This window comes from Stenotrophomonas sp. FW305-3-2-15-E-LB1 (assembly GCF_058787375.1).
Genome location: NZ_JBYSZR010000021.1, coordinates 44004 through 62542 on the forward strand (window position 1 = coordinate 44004; position 18539 = coordinate 62542).

At 65.9% G+C, this 18539-nt stretch carries 17 protein-coding genes and 1 tRNA gene; 11 read left to right on the forward strand and 7 right to left on the reverse strand.

All coding sequences use genetic code 11. The annotated features are described in order from the left end of the window. The first annotated feature begins 76 nt into the window (after nucleotides 1–76). From AC3WL7_RS14830 to AC3WL7_RS14840, 3 genes are all read left to right on the forward strand, one after another. On the forward strand, nucleotides 77–2863 hold the full coding sequence (locus AC3WL7_RS14830) for a UvrD-helicase domain-containing protein (protein ID WP_492751192.1): 2787 nt from the start codon (nucleotides 77–79) through the stop codon (nucleotides 2861–2863). A 256-nt stretch (nucleotides 2864–3119) separates the two neighbouring features. Further along, a complete protein-coding gene (locus tag AC3WL7_RS14835; protein ID WP_492751194.1) occupies nucleotides 3120–3329 on the forward strand; it encodes a hypothetical protein in 210 nt (69 codons plus the stop codon). Nucleotides 3330–3514: 185 nt separating this feature from the next. Continuing rightward, nucleotides 3515–4027, forward strand: coding sequence for a hypothetical protein (locus AC3WL7_RS14840; RefSeq protein ID WP_492751196.1), 513 nt, complete (start codon nucleotides 3515–3517; stop codon nucleotides 4025–4027). A gap of 688 nt (nucleotides 4028–4715) precedes the next feature. On the opposite strand, the gene AC3WL7_RS14845 is transcribed toward AC3WL7_RS14840, so the two are convergent. Further along, a tRNA-Ser gene (locus AC3WL7_RS14845) sits at nucleotides 4716–4805 on the reverse strand. Between the two features lie 152 nt (nucleotides 4806–4957). Here AC3WL7_RS14845 and AC3WL7_RS14850 point away from each other — a divergent pair. Beyond that, nucleotides 4958–6304, forward strand: coding sequence for a DUF7256 domain-containing protein (locus AC3WL7_RS14850; protein WP_492751198.1), 1347 nt, complete (start codon nucleotides 4958–4960; stop codon nucleotides 6302–6304). A 72-nt stretch (nucleotides 6305–6376) separates the two neighbouring features. Here the strand turns inward: AC3WL7_RS14850 and AC3WL7_RS14855 are convergent, their stop codons facing one another. Next, entirely contained in the window at nucleotides 6377–7369 is a 993-nt protein-coding gene (locus AC3WL7_RS14855; RefSeq protein WP_079222336.1) for a LysR family transcriptional regulator, read from the reverse strand. Nucleotides 7370–7494: 125 nt separating this feature from the next. Here AC3WL7_RS14855 and AC3WL7_RS14860 point away from each other — a divergent pair, with 125 nt between their 5' ends. Then, complete coding sequence (locus AC3WL7_RS14860; protein WP_079222337.1) at nucleotides 7495–8079, forward strand: FMN-dependent NADH-azoreductase; 585 nt, start codon at nucleotides 7495–7497, stop codon at nucleotides 8077–8079. Nucleotides 8080–8226: 147 nt separating this feature from the next. After that, nucleotides 8227–8577: an SH3 domain-containing protein gene (locus AC3WL7_RS14865; RefSeq protein WP_492751201.1), complete on the forward strand. Its 351-nt coding sequence runs from the start codon at nucleotides 8227–8229 to the stop codon at nucleotides 8575–8577. A gap of 94 nt (nucleotides 8578–8671) precedes the next feature. Here AC3WL7_RS14865 and serS read toward each other — a convergent pair whose 3' ends face one another. Next, nucleotides 8672–9952 carry a serine--tRNA ligase gene (gene serS, locus AC3WL7_RS14870; protein WP_283220800.1) on the reverse strand — a complete coding sequence of 427 codons (1281 nt, stop codon included), beginning with the start codon at nucleotides 9950–9952 and terminating at the stop codon, nucleotides 8672–8674. A gap of 113 nt (nucleotides 9953–10065) precedes the next feature. Here serS and AC3WL7_RS14875 point away from each other — a divergent pair, with 113 nt between their 5' ends. Next, nucleotides 10066–10704 (forward strand): energy transducer TonB, encoded by a 639-nt coding sequence (locus tag AC3WL7_RS14875; RefSeq protein ID WP_108747847.1) that lies wholly within the window; start codon nucleotides 10066–10068, stop codon nucleotides 10702–10704. Nucleotides 10705–10822: 118 nt separating this feature from the next. Further along, nucleotides 10823–11386 carry an energy transducer TonB gene (locus tag AC3WL7_RS14880; RefSeq protein ID WP_492751203.1) on the forward strand — a complete coding sequence of 188 codons (564 nt, stop codon included), beginning with the start codon at nucleotides 10823–10825 and terminating at the stop codon, nucleotides 11384–11386. Nucleotides 11387–11576: 190 nt separating this feature from the next. Here the strand turns inward: AC3WL7_RS14880 and aroA are convergent, their stop codons facing one another. The 4 genes from aroA to AC3WL7_RS14900 all read right to left on the reverse strand — a co-directional run bounded on the left by aroA (nucleotide 11577) and on the right by AC3WL7_RS14900 (nucleotide 16239). After that, nucleotides 11577–12884 carry a 3-phosphoshikimate 1-carboxyvinyltransferase gene (gene aroA / locus AC3WL7_RS14885; RefSeq protein ID WP_492751204.1) on the reverse strand — a complete coding sequence of 436 codons (1308 nt, stop codon included), beginning with the start codon at nucleotides 12882–12884 and terminating at the stop codon, nucleotides 11577–11579. 72 nt (nucleotides 12885–12956) lie between these two features. After that, nucleotides 12957–14156, reverse strand: a complete 1200-nt coding sequence (gene pheA / locus AC3WL7_RS14890) for a prephenate dehydratase (RefSeq protein ID WP_492751205.1) — start codon at nucleotides 14154–14156, stop codon at nucleotides 12957–12959. A 51-nt stretch (nucleotides 14157–14207) separates the two neighbouring features. Then, entirely contained in the window at nucleotides 14208–15293 is a 1086-nt protein-coding gene (serC, locus tag AC3WL7_RS14895) for a 3-phosphoserine/phosphohydroxythreonine transaminase (RefSeq protein WP_492751206.1), read from the reverse strand. Nucleotides 15294–15435: 142 nt separating this feature from the next. Beyond that, nucleotides 15436–16239 (reverse strand): FHA domain-containing protein, encoded by an 804-nt coding sequence (locus tag AC3WL7_RS14900; protein WP_492751207.1) that lies wholly within the window; start codon nucleotides 16237–16239, stop codon nucleotides 15436–15438. A gap of 124 nt (nucleotides 16240–16363) precedes the next feature. Between AC3WL7_RS14900 and AC3WL7_RS14905 the strand changes: the two genes are divergently transcribed. The 3 genes from AC3WL7_RS14905 (at nucleotide 16364) to AC3WL7_RS14915 (ending at nucleotide 18497) form a co-directional block, all read left to right on the forward strand. Next, nucleotides 16364–16639 carry a polyhydroxyalkanoic acid system family protein gene (locus AC3WL7_RS14905; protein WP_079222346.1) on the forward strand — a complete coding sequence of 92 codons (276 nt, stop codon included), beginning with the start codon at nucleotides 16364–16366 and terminating at the stop codon, nucleotides 16637–16639. 81 nt (nucleotides 16640–16720) lie between these two features. Further along, complete coding sequence (locus tag AC3WL7_RS14910; protein ID WP_079222347.1) at nucleotides 16721–17212, forward strand: phasin family protein; 492 nt, start codon at nucleotides 16721–16723, stop codon at nucleotides 17210–17212. Nucleotides 17213–17450: 238 nt separating this feature from the next. Next, entirely contained in the window at nucleotides 17451–18497 is a 1047-nt protein-coding gene (locus AC3WL7_RS14915) for a restriction endonuclease (protein ID WP_492751208.1), read from the forward strand. Nucleotides 18498–18539: the final 42 nt, after the last annotated feature.

Here is an 18539-nt window from a genome sequence, read left to right on the forward strand (position 1 = left end):
CACCAAGCCCCCTTATCATGGGGCTGTAAGGGCGCTTTACGCCCAGTGACGTACGCAAGGCAGTATCTGGATGTCTATGGAATGGCGCCCCTCGGGCTGGGGCCAGCGTGTGACCCGCTCGCCGGACTGGCGGCTGCGGCTGGATGGCGAACATGTCGAGCTTCTGATTGCGGGCCGGCAGTACCGGCAGCACGTGGACGGCGACCAGCGTGTGCAGGTGCTTCCAGGCCTTTTCTGGGCCAGGGTTGCGCTGCAGAGCGATGACGGCGAAACGCTGTCCGTGGATGGCCTGCCGAACCGCCAGGCTTCGCAGCTCTCGGCGGCTGTCCAGCAGGTGCTCTTTGCGCGCACCACGCGCGGGCGCAAGGCGCTCTTTGAGGACATCCTGGAGCAGATCCAGTCATGGCTGGCCGATGCCGACGCCCTGACCGACCGGGGCACTGCAGGCCGCCGCTGGATCACCCACGAGCAGCAGCAGGCGCTGCTGGCCGAGCGCCCCGCCCTGCCCCTGTCGCCGGCCGAGCTGGAGCGACTGTTCCTCGATGAGGACGTGCACGACGATCTGCAGGCGCACAGCCACCGCGTCGCGCTGGATGCCCTGCACGACTGGCAGCTGGACTGGCCCGCCGTGTGGGCAGACGCCAATGCGACCATGACAACGCGGGAACTGGTGCTGGCCAAGGACTTCCTGGACCGGGTGGAAAGCAGGCCGCTGACCGAGGAACAGGCCCGCGCGGTCATCTGCTTCGACAACTGCGTGCAGGTCGTCGCCTCGGCCGGCTCCGGCAAGACCTCCACCATGGTTGCCAAGGCGGCTTATGCCATCCACCGCGGGTTCGTTGAGCCCGAGCGGATCGTGATGCTCGCCTTCAACAAGGACGCCGCCAAGGAACTGGAGGAACGCGCGCAGCGGTCCTTCGAACGGCTCGGCATGGGCAACACCGTGGTCGAGGCGCGGACCTTCCACGCGCTGGGCCTGGCGATCATCGGCAAGGCCACCGGCCGCAAGCCCGACATTCCCGAGTGGGCCATCGATGCCACGCTGGGCTTCAACAAGCTGGCCGAGCTGGTGGACGAGCTGAAGGATCGCTCGATCCACTTCCGCACCCAGTGGGACATGTTCCGATTGGTGTTCGGGCGCGATCTTCCGCCGTTCGGTGCCGAGATGATGGCCGATGGCTACGACCGCGATGGCACGCCCTACATCCGCACCCTGCAGGGCGAGCGGGTAAAGAGCCTGGAAGAGTGCGTCATTGCCGATTGGCTGTTCTACAACGGCGTGGCGTACGACTACGAGCGCCGTTACGAATTTGATACCGCCACCGATACCCATCGCCAGTACCGACCGGACTTCTATTACCCGGACGCCGCGCTGTATCACGAGCACTTTGCGCTGGATGCCAATGGCCAGCCGCCGAAGCACTTCGCCAATTACGCTGAAGGCATGCAGTGGAAACGCCAGCAGCACGTATCGCGCGGCACCGCGCTGGTCGAAACGACGTCGTTTGGCCTGCGCAGCGGGCACGCACTGGAACATCTGGCCGGGAAACTCGGCGATTCTGATGTCCAACTCGACCCGAACCCGGACCGTGAGCTGCCCAACGAGGGCGCCAAGCCCATGCCGGACGCGGACCTGATCGGCCTGATGCGGACCTTCATTGCCCACGCCAAGAGCAACTGCCTGACGCTGGACGATCTGGCCGCGCGCCTGCAGCAGATGCCCGAGGACCAGTTCAAGGAACGCCATCGGCGGTTCCTGGAAATCGCCGCGCCGGTTTTCCAGGCTTGGGACAACGCGCTGGCCGACGAGCGCGGCATCGACTTCGAGGACATGCTCAACATGGCCGCTGGCATCCTGGAGCAAGGGCATTACCAATCGCCCTACGAGCTGGTGATGGCCGACGAATTCCAGGACGCCTCGCGCGCCCGCGCCCGCCTCTGCCGCGCGCTGGTCAGCCAGCCGGGCCGCCACCTGTTTGCGGTGGGCGATGACTGGCAGTCGATCAACCGCTTCGCCGGTGCGGATGTTTCGGTGATGACCGGGTTCCGCGAATGGATGGGCCATGCCCAGGTGCTGAAGCTGGAGCAGACCTTCCGCTGCCCGCAGGAACTGTGCGATATCTCCAGCCGCTTCATCAGCCGCAATCCTGCACAGATTGCCAAGGCGGTGCGTTCTGCTGCGCCGGCGATGGGGCCGGTACTGCAGGCCTTCCAGATGACCCGGCGTGAGGAAGTGCAGGACGGTGTTCGCCAGTACCTGGCCAAGCTGCACCAGCAGTTGTTGTCCGGGGCAGTGCCGCAGGGGCGCGATGGGCGCGTTCGCGTGTTTGTGCTGGGCCGCTATCGAGCGGATCGGAATGCGCTGCCTGCAGACTGGAAGACGTTATTTGGCAGCACGATGGAGGTTGAGTTCCTCACGGCCCATCGATCAAAGGGGCGCGAGGCGGACTACGTGATCCTGCCTGGCATGGTGAACCGTGGGTTCCCCAGCCTGCGCGCGGATGACCCGGTGCTGTCGCTGGCGATGCCGGATGGGGATACGTACCCGCTGAGCGAGGAACGGCGGTTGTTCTATGTGGCGCTGACGCGTGCGCGGCGCAGCGTGGCGATGTTCACCCTGCAGGGCAAGCACTCGCCCTTCCTGGATGAGCTGGTTGAGGAAGGCGTTGTGGAGGTGACCGGGGTTTCAGGTGCGGCGATCAACGAGGAGCGCTGCCCGGTGTGCAAGGTGGGTGTGTTTGTGGAGCGGAATGGCCCGCATGGGGCGTTCCGATCGTGTTCTAGTTATCCGTTGTGCCATAACAAGCCGAATGGCGGGCGATATAGCAGGAATTCTATTCAGGCTTACGGAGGGTTGCGATAAGCCAGCTGACAACCGGAAAGATCTTCCAAAACCCTTCCTATCGATCAGCGAAGGGCGGCGATCACGGCGTCGGCGGCGCAACTCTAGCAGAGCAGGCCATTCAAGCGCGGGGCGGTCAGCAAACAGGCGACCATCAACGTGTCGGCATTGGTCCTCTGCTGGCCATCCTAGCTCTGCCACCGCGTTTACTCGGTCTTAATCCACCATTGCATGGGATACTCCTCTTTGCACTACCCCATTAACTGAAGGAGCAGTCATGGATTTGAGGAACATTTCGCAAGTCGGCCACACTGACCGACAGGAAGACGTGAACAGGATGCTACGCGAGGGCTGGGTCCTTCTAGCCACCCAGGGCGGCGTCGACGACGAAGGGCATCCAGTGTTCTGGCACGCGCTGGGCCTGCCAGACGACCCCGTTGCTCTTGCGATAGAGTTGCTGCGTGGCAAGGAGAACTCGACGGACTGAGTCATCGGGCACGCCGAGCGACCGGAAGCAGCCAGCAATGAACGACAGCGAGCGGAGGGCCAGCACGGCCTCCTCAGCTTGGCAAGCACCAAGGCAGGGCCAGATCAGCTGGCTGTATAGACGCCAGTCTGCAGTTAGATTTGGCGGAGCGGTTAGACCAAGCCCAACTACCGACGGAGACAGAAATGGATTTCAGTTCAATTGCCACTGCGATTGCCTCGCTCAAGAGCGCCCAAGAGTTGGCAACCGCCACCCTGTCCGTTCGAGACTTCAACCAGTCGGCCGCGGCTATCGCGCAGATCAACGAGAAGCTGCTCGCAGCCCAGCAGGGTCTGCTCGCTCATAACACAATGCTCCTGCAATTGCAGAGTGAGTATTTCCAGGCCACAGAGGAACTGCGAAAACTCAAAGAAGGCGTCGCGGAGAAAGACAGTTATAGCCTTGTTGATCTCGGTGGTGGCGTTTTTGTACTAGAGGCTAATGTAACAGCCGATGGAGGCGGGGCCGGCGTTTCAGGCCGTGCCCAGCCTAAGCACTACGTCTGCCAGCCCTGCTTTGCTAGCGGCTCCAAGGTGGTTCTGCAGCATAACGGGGACTACTGGCGTTGCAACGGGTGCGATGCAGTCTACGACGCCAACCCCCGCAGCACCCAGTCCGTTCTGGCCGCCCTTGATCGCAGTGAGAGCTACTTTCCCTGAGCCTTCCTTGTCATGCGACAGCCCGGCTTCCGAGTTCTGGTCTCCGGCTTGGGATCGGCCTGAGCTATCAAGGCGCAGTACTTCGTGCGTCACTTGCCCGAATGTTGCCCAGTGAATCGCGCTCGCGAGCTTTGTACCTGCTGATGGAACGTGCCAAGAATTCCAGCTTGGTCGTCAGTACGTAATTGGGTCTGGTGGAGATCAAACTCGATGCCATGAGGCTGATGGACGAAACCGTAAAATAAAATTGGTCAACTCTGCTGCCGTCCCCAAACAGGCGCCGACTCTGCACCATTGGGGATTGTTACCACTGCCAATTTTCCTCTGACCTGCCACGGAAGCGGCTGCACTTCTTCCGGTAGCACCAGGTGATTGCGGGCCGCGCATAAGTGCACGGGCCCAAAAAAGCGGCCGAAAAACACACGCGAGACTACGGTCGCCGAATTGCACGCGGATCTGCCACCAATCGAGATTGTCGAAGTGCTCACCAGCCTCGACCAGTCGTCGATCTCCCGCCGAATGATGCAAGTCGCTTTCCCGCATTCGTACAAATTTGGATCACGCAGGGGATGGTTAAAAGAGAACATCGACCGCTTGACCGCCGAAGTGACCGATTCGCAGAATACTGGCAAAAATCGGGGCGGACAGCGTAGATAAATTAGCGAAAACAGCAACTTATACGTCGCTTTGGCGGAGAGAGTGGGATTCGAACCCACGGAAGGTTTAACCCTTCGCCGGTTTTCAAGACCGGTGCCTTAAACCGCTCGGCCATCTCTCCGTATCGGCCCAGCCTGCTGGCCGGGGACGCATTCTCGCACGGCTGGGCGATTTGCCCAAGACCCCCCTGCACCCCGCCATCTGCAACTATTCCCATAGCCTTCCCACGCCCCGGCTGGCTAGAGTGACCAATTCCCTCTGGTCCCAACCCATATGGACAACGCCAGCCTCCTGGACATACGCCCAGGCATGCCTTCAAGCGCCCTCGCCGAGCTTCTGGGCACCCGATGGAAGGAGCCGGATGAACAAGGTCATCTGACTTGCCTGAGCAAAGACGTCTCCGTTCGACTGGACAGAGATCGAGCCGTTGGATACGTCATTTTCGCCTGTTCAATGCCCAAGACAGCGCTGGTCGAGGGCCTGCGTACAGGCATGGCCATCGGCGACGCTCTCGCCAACGACCCTCGTCTCGCCGTACTGCCGGAAGAGCCCGAGGACGCATGCGAGGGATGGGCGACCTACGGCTTCATCACGAATGACGGACTGCAGGTGGCAGCGAACGTGAACACGCGGGACAACACGGTCAAGAGCATTCGTCTGGAGAACCCGAACGCCACCTACTGTGAGCCTGCATCGCCCATCTTCGATCCGACGTTGACCAAGGCCTTTGATATCGCGCTTGGCCCTCAGCGCGTGCTCCCCAAAGCAGGACGGGGCACCGAATGGGACGGAGGCTGGACGCTGGGCCTTCCTCCAGGCATCACCGCTGAACAATGGCCTTTGAGTTCCATCAACGGGCATCCGCTGCGGCACGCCTTTACCTTGCATCTGCCGTCGGAGTACCGAACCAAGGGGTATGAGCTGGTTGCTCTTTCCCTGTTCGTCGACGATCAGCAGGAGGAGCTCTCTTCTGTGGAAGAGATCGCAGACTACTTCTCCAGCTCCCTTTCCATGACCCCGCCAGAGGACAGCGACCTGCTTCCCTTCTGGCAGCATCGCCGGGCCAGGCATGCGCACAGCCACAGCATGGAAGACATCCTTGGCACGCAGTTCTGCGCGATCTGGCTTACGCAGCAGGAGTTTGATGGCGAGCTGACCTTGCCGCCCAAGCCGAATTCAGCCCTGCTGGATGACCCGCCAACCTGGATCGAGAAGGACTACGCGAGCTACTTCTACGACCGCTGGCTTTACACCCGGAACGGAGACGCCGTCATCCCTGGCGCGGGGATTGGAAGTGCCTCCGGCGAAACCGTGGCGTTGCCGATCAGCGCAGGCATCCGTGTTGACGATCCGAACGTAGGCAGATCACCGCGGGAATGGGAGAGCGAATGCGCCATCAGTGGCTACATCGAGGCATTCAGCGAGCGTGGAGAGGAACTGAACCTCAGTCGCTGGGATTCCATCGCCCACCTCGGCGGAACGATGCAGCCCCAGCAGGGCTACCCTGAGTTCGGCCCTTACTACCTCGAATTCGAGGAGGGTTTTGGCGGCTTCAATTTCGGTGGCGGCAACGCGCAGCTGGATCTGCAGCAGATGAAGATCGACTGGGCGTGCGGGTGACCCTTTCGCGTTAAAGCAAAAAGCCCCGGAACATCGCCGGGGCGTTTCGTCATGTCAGCGGTGAGGCAACCCTCAGCCCGCATCCACCGCCAGCGCCCCCAGCGCACTGGCCTTGATCTTCTCCTTGGCCTTCTCACACGCGCCACCGCAATCCAGGCGCGAAGCCTCCAGCTGCGGCGGCAGGTGTTCGGCCAGGAAGTCGATGAACACGCGCACCGCCGGCAGCAGGCCGCGGCGCGAGGCGAACACGGCGTGGCACACGCCCTGCGGCAGCGACCAGTCCGGCAGCACCACTTCCAGCTCGCCATTGCGCACGGCTTCGGCGCAGACGGTTTCCGGCAGCATGGTGATGCCGAAACCGTCCTTGACCATGCTCTGCAGCAGCGGGAAATCGAAGCCGGCCACGCGCGGCTGCAGATCCACCCGGCGCACTTCGCCTTCCGGGCCATGCAGTTCCCAGCGCTGGCGCGCCTCGTCTTCGCTGATGCTGAGGGTGACGTGCTGGGTCAGTTCTTCCGGATCCTTCGGGCGACCGGCGCGGTCCAGGTACTTCGGGCTGGCCACCAGCAGTTCCTGCACCTGGCCGAAGCTGCGCATCACCAGGCTGCCGTCGTCATCCAAGCGCGAACGCACGCGCAGGGCCACGTCGTAGCCTTCATTGATGATGTCCACGCGGCGGTTGCTGATGTTCAGCTGCAGGCGGACCTTCGGGTACTGCTCGAGGAACTTGGGCAGCAGCTTGGGCAGCTGCATCTGCGCCAGCGAGACGGGCACGCTGGCACGCACGACGCCACGCGGCTCGGCGCTGAGGCGATCGACCACCTCGCGCGCGGCCTGGGCCTCGGCCAGCATGGTCTGTGCGTGGCGGTGCACGCTGGTGCCGACGTCGGTGACGGCGAAGCGGCGCGTGGAGCGCTGCAGCAGGCGTACGCCCAGGTCGGTCTCAAGCTGGCTGATACGGCGGCTCAGGCGCGATTTGGGGATGCCCAGGGCGCGCTCGGCGGCGGCGAAACCACCGTGGTCGACGACCATGGCGAAGTAGTACAGGTCATTCAGGTCATGCATACCCGAGTTCCATATCTAGAACAATTCGTGGCATTGAACCACCTTTATCCCGCCCATGCAACAACCTATCGTTCTCTCCGTCGGCGGCAAACACCGCCCCTCCTTCCAGAACATAGGTGACTGCCATGAAGCTTCTGCATCTCGACGCCAGCGTGCTTGGCGACAACTCCGTCTCCCGCCAGCTGACCGCCGCGGTGGTCGCTCAGTTCAAGAACCAGATCGACGGCCTGCAGGTCGATTATCGCGATCTTGACGCCAATCCGGTACCTCATCTGCGCAGCAGCTCGCTGGCCGGTGTGGATGCCGCCGAGGCGACCGATGCTGAACAGGTGATGCAGCAGTTCCTGGCAGCGGACATCCTGGTCATCGGCGCGCCGATGTACAACTTCAGCATTCCGTCCACGCTGAAGGCCTGGATCGACCGCGTTGCCGTGGCCGGCCGCACCTTCAAGTACACCGAGAACGGCCCGGTGGGCCTGGCCGGCGGCAAGCGCGTGATCGTGGTCAGCGCCCGTGGCGGCATCTACACCGATTCGCCGGCTGACTTCCAGGAGCCCTTCCTGCGCCAGGTGTTCGCCTTCATGGGCATCGACAACGTCGAGTTCGTGCGTGCCGAGGGCATCGCCTACTCGCCGAAGCACCGCGAAGACGCCATTGCCGGCGCGCTGTCGGCCCTGCCGTCGCACGCTGCTGAAGAAGTGGCTGCGTAAGTACTGCGTTCCAGCGATCGGCGCCCTCCCCCCTCCTCGTCGGGGGCGCTGATTGCGGGCCGGGAGTCCCTCCCCCATCCTGGCCCACCCCGACGGCTCCGCTTTGCGGGGCCGTTTTTTGTTGCGCGCTGCCGGTAGGCTGGGGGCATGGACTACATCGTGACGGCTGCGCATCGCAGCGAATTTCCGCACCCGATCACCCTGCGCCGTGGGCAGGCGCTGGTGGTGGGTGAACGTTATGAAGGGCCCGAGGGCTGGGAAGACTGGTTTCTGTGCCAGGCCGAGGGGCAGGAACCGGGGTTCGTGCCTGCGCCGGTAATCGGGCGCGATGCGCAGGGTGACGCGTTTGCCACGGAGGACTACTGCGCGCGTGAGCTGGATGTCGAGCCGGGGCAGCGGCTGCGCGGGGTGCACACGCTCAATGGTTGGGCGTGGTGCGTGCCGGAGACGGGCGAGCCCGGGTGGGTGCCGTTGGAGAAGGTGCAGGTTGTGGGGTGATCGCGAGGTTCATCCACGCCATGCGTGGATGCGGGACCGCGCAATGCGCGGTTCCCCACCGAAAGCCGCCGGGCATGGCCCGGCGCTACCGGGTTCAGCCGATGGTTTCGACGCCACCCATGTACGGGCGCAGGACGTCCGGCACGGTGATGGTGCCGTCGGCGTTCTGGTAGTTCTCCATCACCGCGATCATCGCGCGGCCGACCGCCACGCCCGAGCCGTTCAGGGTGTGCACCAGTTCCGGCTTGCCGGTGGCCGGGTTGCGCCAGCGGGCCTGCATGCGGCGCGCCTGGAAATCACCGGTGTTGGAGCACGAGCTGATCTCGCGGTAGGTGTTCTGCGAGGGCAGCCAGACTTCCAGGTCGTAGGTCTTGATGGCCGAGAAGCCCATGTCGCCGGTGCACAGCAGCACCTTGCGGTACGGCAGGCCCAGCTTTTCCAGCACGACTTCGGCGCAGCGGGTCATGCGGGTGTGCTCGGCATCGCTCTCTTCCGGGCGGCAGACCGAGACCAGCTCAACCTTCTCGAACTGGTGCTGGCGGATCATGCCGCGCACGTCGCGGCCACCGCTGCCGGCTTCGGCGCGGAAGCACATCGAATGGGCGGTCACGCGCAGCGGCAGGCGCTCGGCGTCGACGATCTCGTCGCGCACCAGGTTGGTCAGCGGCACTTCCGAGGTCGGGATCAGGTAGCGCGTGGAATCGCCCACGGCGGTCTTGAACAGGTCGTCCTCGAACTTCGGCAGCTGGCCGGTGCCACGCAGCGAATCGGCGTTGACCAGCAGCGGCACGTTGGTTTCTTCATAACCGTGCTCACCGGCATGCAGGTCCAGCATGAACTGGGCCAGGGCACGGTGCAGGCGCGCGATCTGGCCGCGCAGCACGGTGAAGCGCGAGCCCGACAGCTTGGCGGCGGTTTCCGCGTCCAGGCCGGCGTTGCGGGCGCCCAGCTCGACGTGGTCCAGCACCGGGAAATCGAAGGTGCGCGGGGTGCCCCAGCGCGCCTGTTCGACATTGTCGTTCTCATCGGCGCCCGCCGGCACGTCATCGGCCGGCAGGTTCGGAATGCCTGCGGCGATGGTGTCGATCTTTTCGCGCAGCTCGTCCAGCGCCACTTCCGAGGCCTTCAGCTCATCGGCGAACGCGGCCACTTCGGCCATGATGGCCGAAACGTCCTCGCCCTTGGCCTTGGCCTGGCCGATGGCCTTGGAACGGCTGTTGCGCAGGCTCTGCAGCTCCTGGGTCCGCACCTGGATGCGCTTGCGATCGGCCTCCAGGGACTCCAGGGCAGACACGTCGAGCTCGAAGCCGCGGCTGGTGCGCAGGCGTTCGGCGAGGTCGGCGGGCTGGTGGCGGAGCAGGGCTGGATCAAGCATGGCAGGTGTCGTGGTGGGTATCAGGGACGGGATTATCGCCTGTTATACGGATTTCTGCCGCCCGGTTCATTCCCGCCGTGGCAGAATCGGGGCATTCCCTGCTGGTCCGGTCCATGTCTGCACCCCGCTCATCGCCTGCCAAGTCGTTCACCGTGCATATCCCGCGCAACGCCCTGAAGATCGCCGGCATCGCCTTCGGCGTGGGCGTGCTGCTGTTCGTGGTGGTCTGGTTGACCGGCCGCGACAAGGAATTCTTCCGCGCCGATGATCCGGCCACGCAGACCCCGCAGGAAACCGCGCAGGTCGAGCCGCTGCCCGAGCCCCTGGCCGCGGCGGCCGGTTCCAGCGACATGCCCGATGCCAAGCCGGCGCCGGTGCAGGAGGAAGCGCCGAAGCTGGTGGAAACCGCCCCGCCGCCGCCGGCCAGCATTGAACCGGCCCCGGCCGCACCGGGCGGCACCGCCCCGGCCACGGGCAACAGCCAGCCGATGCCCGTGGCAGGCCAGTCGCCGCCACCGGCCTACCCGTCCGGCGCCCTGCGTCGCGGCGAGTCCGGCAGCGTGGTGGTGCGGGTGGACGTCGATGCCACCGGCTACGCCAACAACATCACGGTGATCCAGCGCAGCGGTTCGCGTGACCTGGACCGCGCGGCCACCGACGCGGTGCGCCGCTGGCGCTTCACCCCCGCGCTGAGCAATGGCCAGCCGGTGCCGGGCTCCATTGAAGTGCCGTTTGACTTCAAGCCGCAGTAACTGAACGCATCCCGGCAGGCAACCTGAACCCTGCCGGTTGCGTTGACGCAATGCTGACACACCGCTACACCGGCTCGGGCAAGACTCTGGGCGTCGTTACTGACGCGAGGAGTCTGCAATGAGTGCTACTGCCCATGAACACCTTCATTCCCCGCATCTGCAGCAGGACGTGAGCGAGCGCCCGCAGCGCACGTCGCCGTGGCTGTGGATGGCCCTCATCGTGGCGATGTTTGCTGCTGCGCTGATGTGGCTGCGCTTCTCGGGCCAGGAAGACGTGGCGCCGGCCCCGGTGGGCGAGCGCATGCTGCCGGCCAGCGAGACCCCTGTGGCAACGGCCCCGGCAGCCCGCAACGCGGCCCCGGCCAGCGAGCAGCGCAAGGCAGCCCCGGCCGTACGCAACCGTGAGGCGCGTCCGCTGACCAGCAATGGCAAGCCGAGCTACCCGCCCACTGCGCTGCGCAATGGCGTGCAGGGCAGCGTGATTGCCAGCCTGGATGTGGATACCCGCGGCAACGTGACCAACGCGAGCATCGTGTCGCGTAGTGGCGAGCGCAGCCGCGACCTGGATCGTGCGGTGCTGAACACCGTGCAGGGCTGGAAGTTCCAGCCGGCCATGCAGGACGGCCGTGCGGTGGCGAGTGTGGTGCGCGTGCCGGTGGATTTCCGTACCGAGCAGCGTTGATCGCGAGCGAGGGGTTCGTGATCGGGAGACGGAGGCTTCGGCCTCCGTCTTTTTTTGCCGGCCAGCGGCCGGCACTACCGGGATGTGTGCGCGGCTTCGTTTTCGCCGGGCATGGCCCGGCGCTACCGGGGTCGACGCCGAATGGTAGCGCCGGGCCATGCCCGGCGAGCGCAGCGGCGTCGCGGCGACCTCAGGCCAGGTTGAAACCGGCGCTGCGGGCCAGGCCGTCGAAATCCGGGAAGGACGTGGCGACGTTGGCGATGTCGTTGATGCGCACTTCGCCGCCGCTGATCTGGCCGGCGATGGCAAACGCCATCGCGATGCGGTGGTCACCGTGGCTTTCGATGGTGCCGCTGCCCAGGGTGATGCCACCGTGCAGCGTGGCGCCGTCCTCGGTTTCATCCACCTGCATGCCCAGCGCGCGCAGGCCGGTGGCCATGGCCGCCAGGCGGTCCGATTCCTTCACCCGCAGCTCGGCAGCGCCGGTCACCACGGTCTGGCCTTCGGCGGCGGCGGCAGCCACGAACAGGGCCGGGAATTCGTCGATCATGTCCGGCACAAGTGCTTCGGGAATGCGCGCGCCCTTCAGCGGGGCGTAGCGCACCACCAGGTCGGCCACCGGTTCACCGCCCTGCTCGGCCGGATTCTCTTCGGTGATGTCCGCGCCCATCAGGCGCAGCGCGTGCAGCAGGCCGGTGCGGCGCGGGTTGAGGCCGACCTGCTTCAGGCGCAGCTCGGACCCCGGGATGATGCTGGCGGCCACCAGGAAGAAGGCCGCGGAGGAGAAATCGGCCGGAACAACAATGTCGGTGGCGCGCAGGCGCTGGCCGCCACGCAGGCGGGCCTTGCCCGGCGAGAACGCGATGTCCACGCCGAAGGCCGACAGCATGCGCTCGGTGTAATCGCGGGTCGGGTGCGGTTCGAGCACGCTGGTTTCGCCCTGCGCGTACAGGCCGGCCAGCAGCACGGCCGACTTCACCTGCGCGCTGGCCACCGGCGAGGCGAAATCAATACCCTGAAGCGACTGGCCACCGTGCACGTGCAGCGGCGGCGTGCCATCGCTTTCGGTGTCGATCTTCGCGCCCATCTGCGCGAGCGGGCCGGTGACGCGGCGCATCGGCCGGCCGGACAGCGATTCATCACCCACCAGGGTGCAGTCGAACGCCTGGCCTGCCAGCAGGCCGGCCAGCAGGCGCATGCCGGTGCCGGCGTTACCGCAGTCCAGCGGCGCGCTGGGGGCCTGCAGGCCGTCGATGCCGACGCCGTGGACGATGCGCTGCGACGCACTGGGGGTCTCGATGCGCACGCCGAGCTGGCTGAAGATGCGCGCGGTGGCACGGGTGTCTTCGCCTTCCAGGAAGCCCTCGATATGCGAGGTGCCATCGGCCAGCGCGGCAAACATCACCGAGCGGTGCGAGACCGACTTGTCGCCGGGAATGGTCAGGCTGCCCTGCAGCGGCTGGCCCTTGCGGGCAATCCAGTGTTGCGCGTTGCTCATCGTTCGATCATTCCGTAAACGCCGGCACGCCGGCGGTGCATCAAAGGGCGCGGCACGCGGCCACAACGGCAATCAGGGCACGGCCACCGGGTAGGAACCCAGCACCTTGATCTGCGCCGAGTGCGCTTCCAGCTCGGCCAGCGCGGCCTGCATCGGCGCGTCGTCGATGTGGCCGGCCAGATCGATGAAGAAGCCGTATTCCCACTTGCCGTGGTGCGAGGGGCGCGACTCGATGCGGTTCATGCTGATGCCATGGCGGGCGAACGGGCTGAGCACATCGAACAGCGCACCGGGCTTGTCATGGATGAACACCAGCACCGAGGTGCGGTCGTGGCCGGAGGTCGGGAAGATGTTGCGGCCCACCACCAGGAAACGGGTGGTGTTGTCGGCATCGTTCTGGATGGGCTTGGTGACGACCTTCTTCAGGCCGTACACATGGCCGGCGCTTTCGCCACCAATGGCCGCAGCGTCGTCGGCATTGCGCGCGCGGCGCGCGCCTTCGGCGTTGCTGGCCACCGGGATCTTCTCGGCCTTGGGCAGGTTGGCGCGCATCCACGCCGAGGTTTGCATGAAGGACTGCGGGTGGCCGTAGACGCGCTCGATATCCTCCAGGCGGCCATTGCGCGACATCAGGTACTGCTGCACGCGCAGTTCCACTTCACCGCAGATCTTCAGGTTGGAGGTGAGGAACATGTCCAGGGTGATCTGGATGGTGCCCTGCCCCGAATTTTCCACCGGCACCACGCCGAAATCGGCGTTGCCCGCTTCCACTTCCTGGAACACTTCTTCGATGCTGGCCATCGGCAGGCCCAGCGCCGAGCGGCCGAAGTGCTTGAGCACGGCCTGCTGGCTGAAGGTGCCTTCCGGGCCGAGGTAACCGATCTTCAGCGGTTCCTGCTGGGCCAGGCAGGCCGACATGATTTCACGGTAGACGTGCACCAGCACTTCATCGCTGAGCGGGCCTTCGTTGCGGTCCACCACCATGCGCAGCACCTGGGCTTCGCGCTCGGGGCGGTAGTAATCGACGGCGGCGGCAAGCTTGCCCTTGGCCTTGCCGACCTGGTGGGCGAACTGCGCACGCTCGGCGATCAGGCTCTGGATGTCACGGTCGATCTGGTCGATCTTGGAGCGCACGTCGGCCAGTGCCAGCGGCGCCTGGGTCGGTGCCGGGTTCGACGCGGCCTTGCCCTTGGGCGCGGCGGCGGCCTTGGCCGGTTCGGCCTTGGCGGACTCGCCCTTCTTCGGCGACTTCTTGCTGGGTTTGCTTGCCATCGGAATTCCTTGTTGCGGGGCACGCACCCGACGGTGCGCGCCGTTCATTGCTCAGCCGTTGCGCTGCTGGAAATCGGCCATGAAGGCGACCAGCGCCTCGGCCCCGGCCAGCGGCATGGCGTTGTACAGCGAGGCACGGATGCCACCGACCACCTTGTGGCCCTTCAGTGCCAGCAGGCCGGCGGCCTTCGCCTCGGCCACGAAGCGGGCATCGAGATCGGCGCTAGGCAGGAAGAACGGGATGTTCATCCGCGAGCGCGCCGAGTGCGCCACTTCATTGCGGTAGAAACCGCCGGAGGCATCGATGGCGCCGTACACCAGCGCGGCCTTGGCGGCATTGCGCTTGGCGAACTCGACCACGCCGCCCTCGGCCAGCATCCACTTGAACACCAGGCCGGCCAGGTACCAGTTCCAGGTGGGCGGGGTGTTGAGCATCGAATCGCGGGCGACGTGCGAGCGGTAGTCGAAGATGTCCGCGCGGGCCTGGCCGCTGCGCTCGAGCAGGTCGCGGCGGATGATCATCACCGCGATGCCGACCGGGCCCAGGTTCTTCTGCGCGCCGGCGTAGATGACGCCATAGCGGCGCACATCCAGCGGCTCGCTGGCGATGGACGAGCTGAAATCGGCCACCAGCGGCACGTCACCGGTGTCGGGCACATCACGGAACTCGACGCCGTGGATGGTCTCGTTGGCGGTGATGTGGACGTACGCGGCATCGCTGGAAAGCTGCCAGCTGCTGCGCTCGGGCAGCGCGCGATAGCCATTGGCTTCGCTGCTGGCGGCGATGTTGACGCCGACATAGGGGCTGGCCTGCTTGACCGCCGTCTTGCCCCAGTGGCCGCTGACCACGTAGTCGGCACGCTGGCCGGCCTGGCCGAAGTTGAGCGGGATGAGCGCCTGCTGGGTGGTGGCGCCGCCGGGCAGGAACAGCACGGCGTAGTCATCGGGGATATCGAGCAGGCGGCGCAGGTCGGCCTCGGCCTCGGCGGCCACGGACATGAATTCCGGGCCGCGATGGCTCATTTCCACGATCGAGGCGCCGGCACCGTGCCAGTCCAGCATTTCCGCCTGCGCCTGGCGCAGGACCGATTCCGGCAAGGTTGCAGGGCCGGCACTGAAGTTGAACGCGCGCGTCATGTCACACCTGTGGGGCAAGACGCCTAGTATGCCGCAGTGCACCAGCCTTGCGGCCTGGTGCGGCAAGGGAAATTTGGTTTCATTGGAATCCATTTTCCACGCGCGGCACCGGTAGCGCCGGGCCATGCCCGGCGGACGCAGATCAGCGCGCGCCGAACCAGAGCAGCAGGCTCAGCACACCGGCCAGCAGCAGCGCGCTGGCCAGCAGCCACGGCCAACGCCGTACCCGGCGCGGGGCCACGGGGGCATCAGCCACCTGCTCGGCGTCCTGGCTGGCGTCGTCCTCGGCCGGCAGCGGGCGCCGGCGCGGATCGTGTGGCACTTCCAGCACGAAGCGGTGCTGGCCGTCGAACACGATCTGGTCGCCTGGCTGCAGCCAGCAGTGGCGCACGGCCACGCCGTTGACCCGGGCGCCGTCGGCACTGCCGAGGTCGCGCAGCAGCACGCGGTCGCCGTGCACTTCCACCCGCGCGTGCTGTTCGGCAAATGCAGGATCGTCAATGCCGATATCGGCGTCGCCACCACTGCCCACCAGGCGCGGGCGCGACAGGGTGTAGCTGCGGCCATGGTGCAGGCCGCCGACACCCCGCAGCAGGCGCTGCTCATCGGCGTTGCCCTCGCTGGCCGGCGACGGTGCCTGCAGCAGGCTCTCGACCTCACCCTGCAGGAGCATTTCCACGCCATCCACATACACCGCATCGCCTGCACGCAGCAGGGCCATGCGCCGCACCGGGCGGCCGTTCACGTGGATGCTGCGGATGCCGTTGCCAACCTGCAGCCAGAGGCCGCGGTCGTCCATGCAGAACTGGGCCAGCAGGAGCGCGCCATGGCCGGGATCGCCCAGCCGCACGCTGCCGTTTGCCTGGCGCACGATGCGCTGCACCCCGGGCCGCAGGGGCTGGTCGGGCTGTTGTTGTTGACTGAAGTGAACTAGCAGGTTCTGCACGCGGCGCAGACTAGCAGGTTGCTCGCCAACGCAGAAGAACCGGCGACGGGCGCTTGGCGTGGCGCCCGCCGATGCGCACAATGGCCGCCCTCTTTGATATCCCCGCCCAGCGCCAGGAGCCTGCATGTCCACCATCGATGTCCGCCACGCCCACGCCCTGCCCGATGCACAGGCCCGCGAGGCGATCGAACAGGTTGCCGCCAAGCTGGGCGAGCGCTTCGGCCTGAAGTCCAGCTGGGCCGCCGACGTGCTGAACTTCAGCGGCAGCGGCGTGGACGGCGCCATCGAGCTGCAGCCGGGCGCGGTGCGCGTGACCGCCAAGCTGGGCTTCCTGCTGTCGGCCATGAAGGGCATGGTGGAAAGCGAGATCCAGCGCGTGCTGAAGGAAAAGCTGGGCTGAACCCTGGCCGCGGCCATCACGGCCCAGCAACGTTCGTGCGCGCTACCCTCGGGGGTAGGTCCAACTCCCCCGGGAAGCCCGATGAACCAGTACGAGAATGACGACCGCCGCGACGACGATGCTTCGTTCGGCGAACAGGCCGAGCGCTTTTCGCGCCGATTCAGCGATTCGGCACAACAGGTCTGGCTGGCCGGCCTCGGTGCCCTGGGCCGCGCACAGGCCGAAGGCAGCCGCTTCTTCGATGGCCTGGTGAAGGAAGGCGAAGCCTGGGAAGCCCGCCGCCGCGAACGCAGCGGTGAGCAGGGGCCGGGCTGGCGCGACAACGTGGAGACCTCGCTGGACGAGGCCCGCGAAAAGGCGTCCGGCACCTGGAACAAGGTCGAGAAGGCGTTCGATGACCAGGTACAGGGCGTCCTCAAGCGCCTGCACGTACCCACCGCCGATGAACTGGCCGCGCTCGAAGCGCGCCTGGACGTGCTGCATGCACGCTTGGCCAAGCTGGAGAACCGCGCGGCCTCGGGCAGCGATGCACCCGCACCGGGCAGCCACCAATCGCCGGGAGGCGTGCCCTGACCACCGATTGTTGCAATGCAATAAAAATTATCTGACAATCGCGAGGAACCCGCCAATCGCTTCGCCTGCCGTTTGTTCCCTCCCCTCACGGCTTCAGGATTGGCGGGTTTTTTCGTGCCTGCGCCACGCGGATCTGCGGACTGCATCACAATCCGTGTCAGAAACGTCCTGACGCAATCGGACGGCGCGGCCTTTACACTGTGGTCTTCCGTTTTCGCCCCTTCCGCTCTCTTCCTGCATGCTCCCTTGGATCCTGGCCCTGTTGTCGGCCCTGCTTACCTGCACCCTGGCAATCGTCTATCTGTGGTGGATCAAGCGGCGGCGAACGGAAATGCAACTGGGGCTGCAAGCCCTGGCGGGCATGCATTGGCGTGAGTTTTCGACGCTGATCAAGCGGATGCTGCGCGAGCAGCGCGGCCTGCGCGAAGTGGCCGACCCGACCGAGGAAGTCCGCGAACCGAGCAGTGATTTCCTGCTGAGCGATGGTCCCAACACCTGGCTGGTGTCCTGCAAGCATGGCCTGGCCTACCGCATCGGTACGGCCGCCGTGAACGAGCTGGGCGCGGTCGCGCGCCTGGGCGGCGCCAAGGGCGGCCTGCTGATTACCGAAGGCCGCGTCGAGCGCGATGGCCTGGCCGCTGCGGAAAAGCAGTCGGTGGAAGTGCTGGACGGCCCGCGCCTGTGGCCGCTGCTGCAGGCCTACCTGCCGGGCGAGATTGAAACGCGCGTACGCGCCACGGCCCGGCATGAAGCCCTGCGCCGCATCGCCATTGCCGCGCTGGGCGCGGTTACCCTGGGCCTGCTGGTCGGGCTGGGCCTGCAGGGGCTGCATGTGGAACCCACTGCGACGGCGGCGGAAAGCACGCCAGTACCGGCCCCTGCACCGTCACCCGCACCCGCCGCAGCCGAGGCGCAACCGGCCGCAACGCCGATGGCGAGCGCGGAGGATGTGGCTGCGCCGGTCGCATCGGCTGCACCCACCGCAGCCGCACCCGCTGCAGCGGCCGATGGCGACCGCAACGACCTCAATCCGGATACGGCCACCCTGGACCGTTACCAGGCCGAAATGGCCCGCGCGTTGTCCCGCCAGCCGGGCATTGCCAGCGGCGTCTGGCTGACCCGTCAAACCCTGGCCATCAACCGCACCGGCGAGCTGGAAGCGGTGTGGCCGCGGGTGTGCCAGGAAGTGCTGCGCTACCCCGCCCTGCGCAACGTGCGCGTGCAGATCAACGCCCGCCCCGGCGTTGACGAGCCGGTGCGCTGGCGGCAGTGCGCCACGTATTGATGGGGCAACATCCACGCATGGCGTGGATGGATAAACGATTCC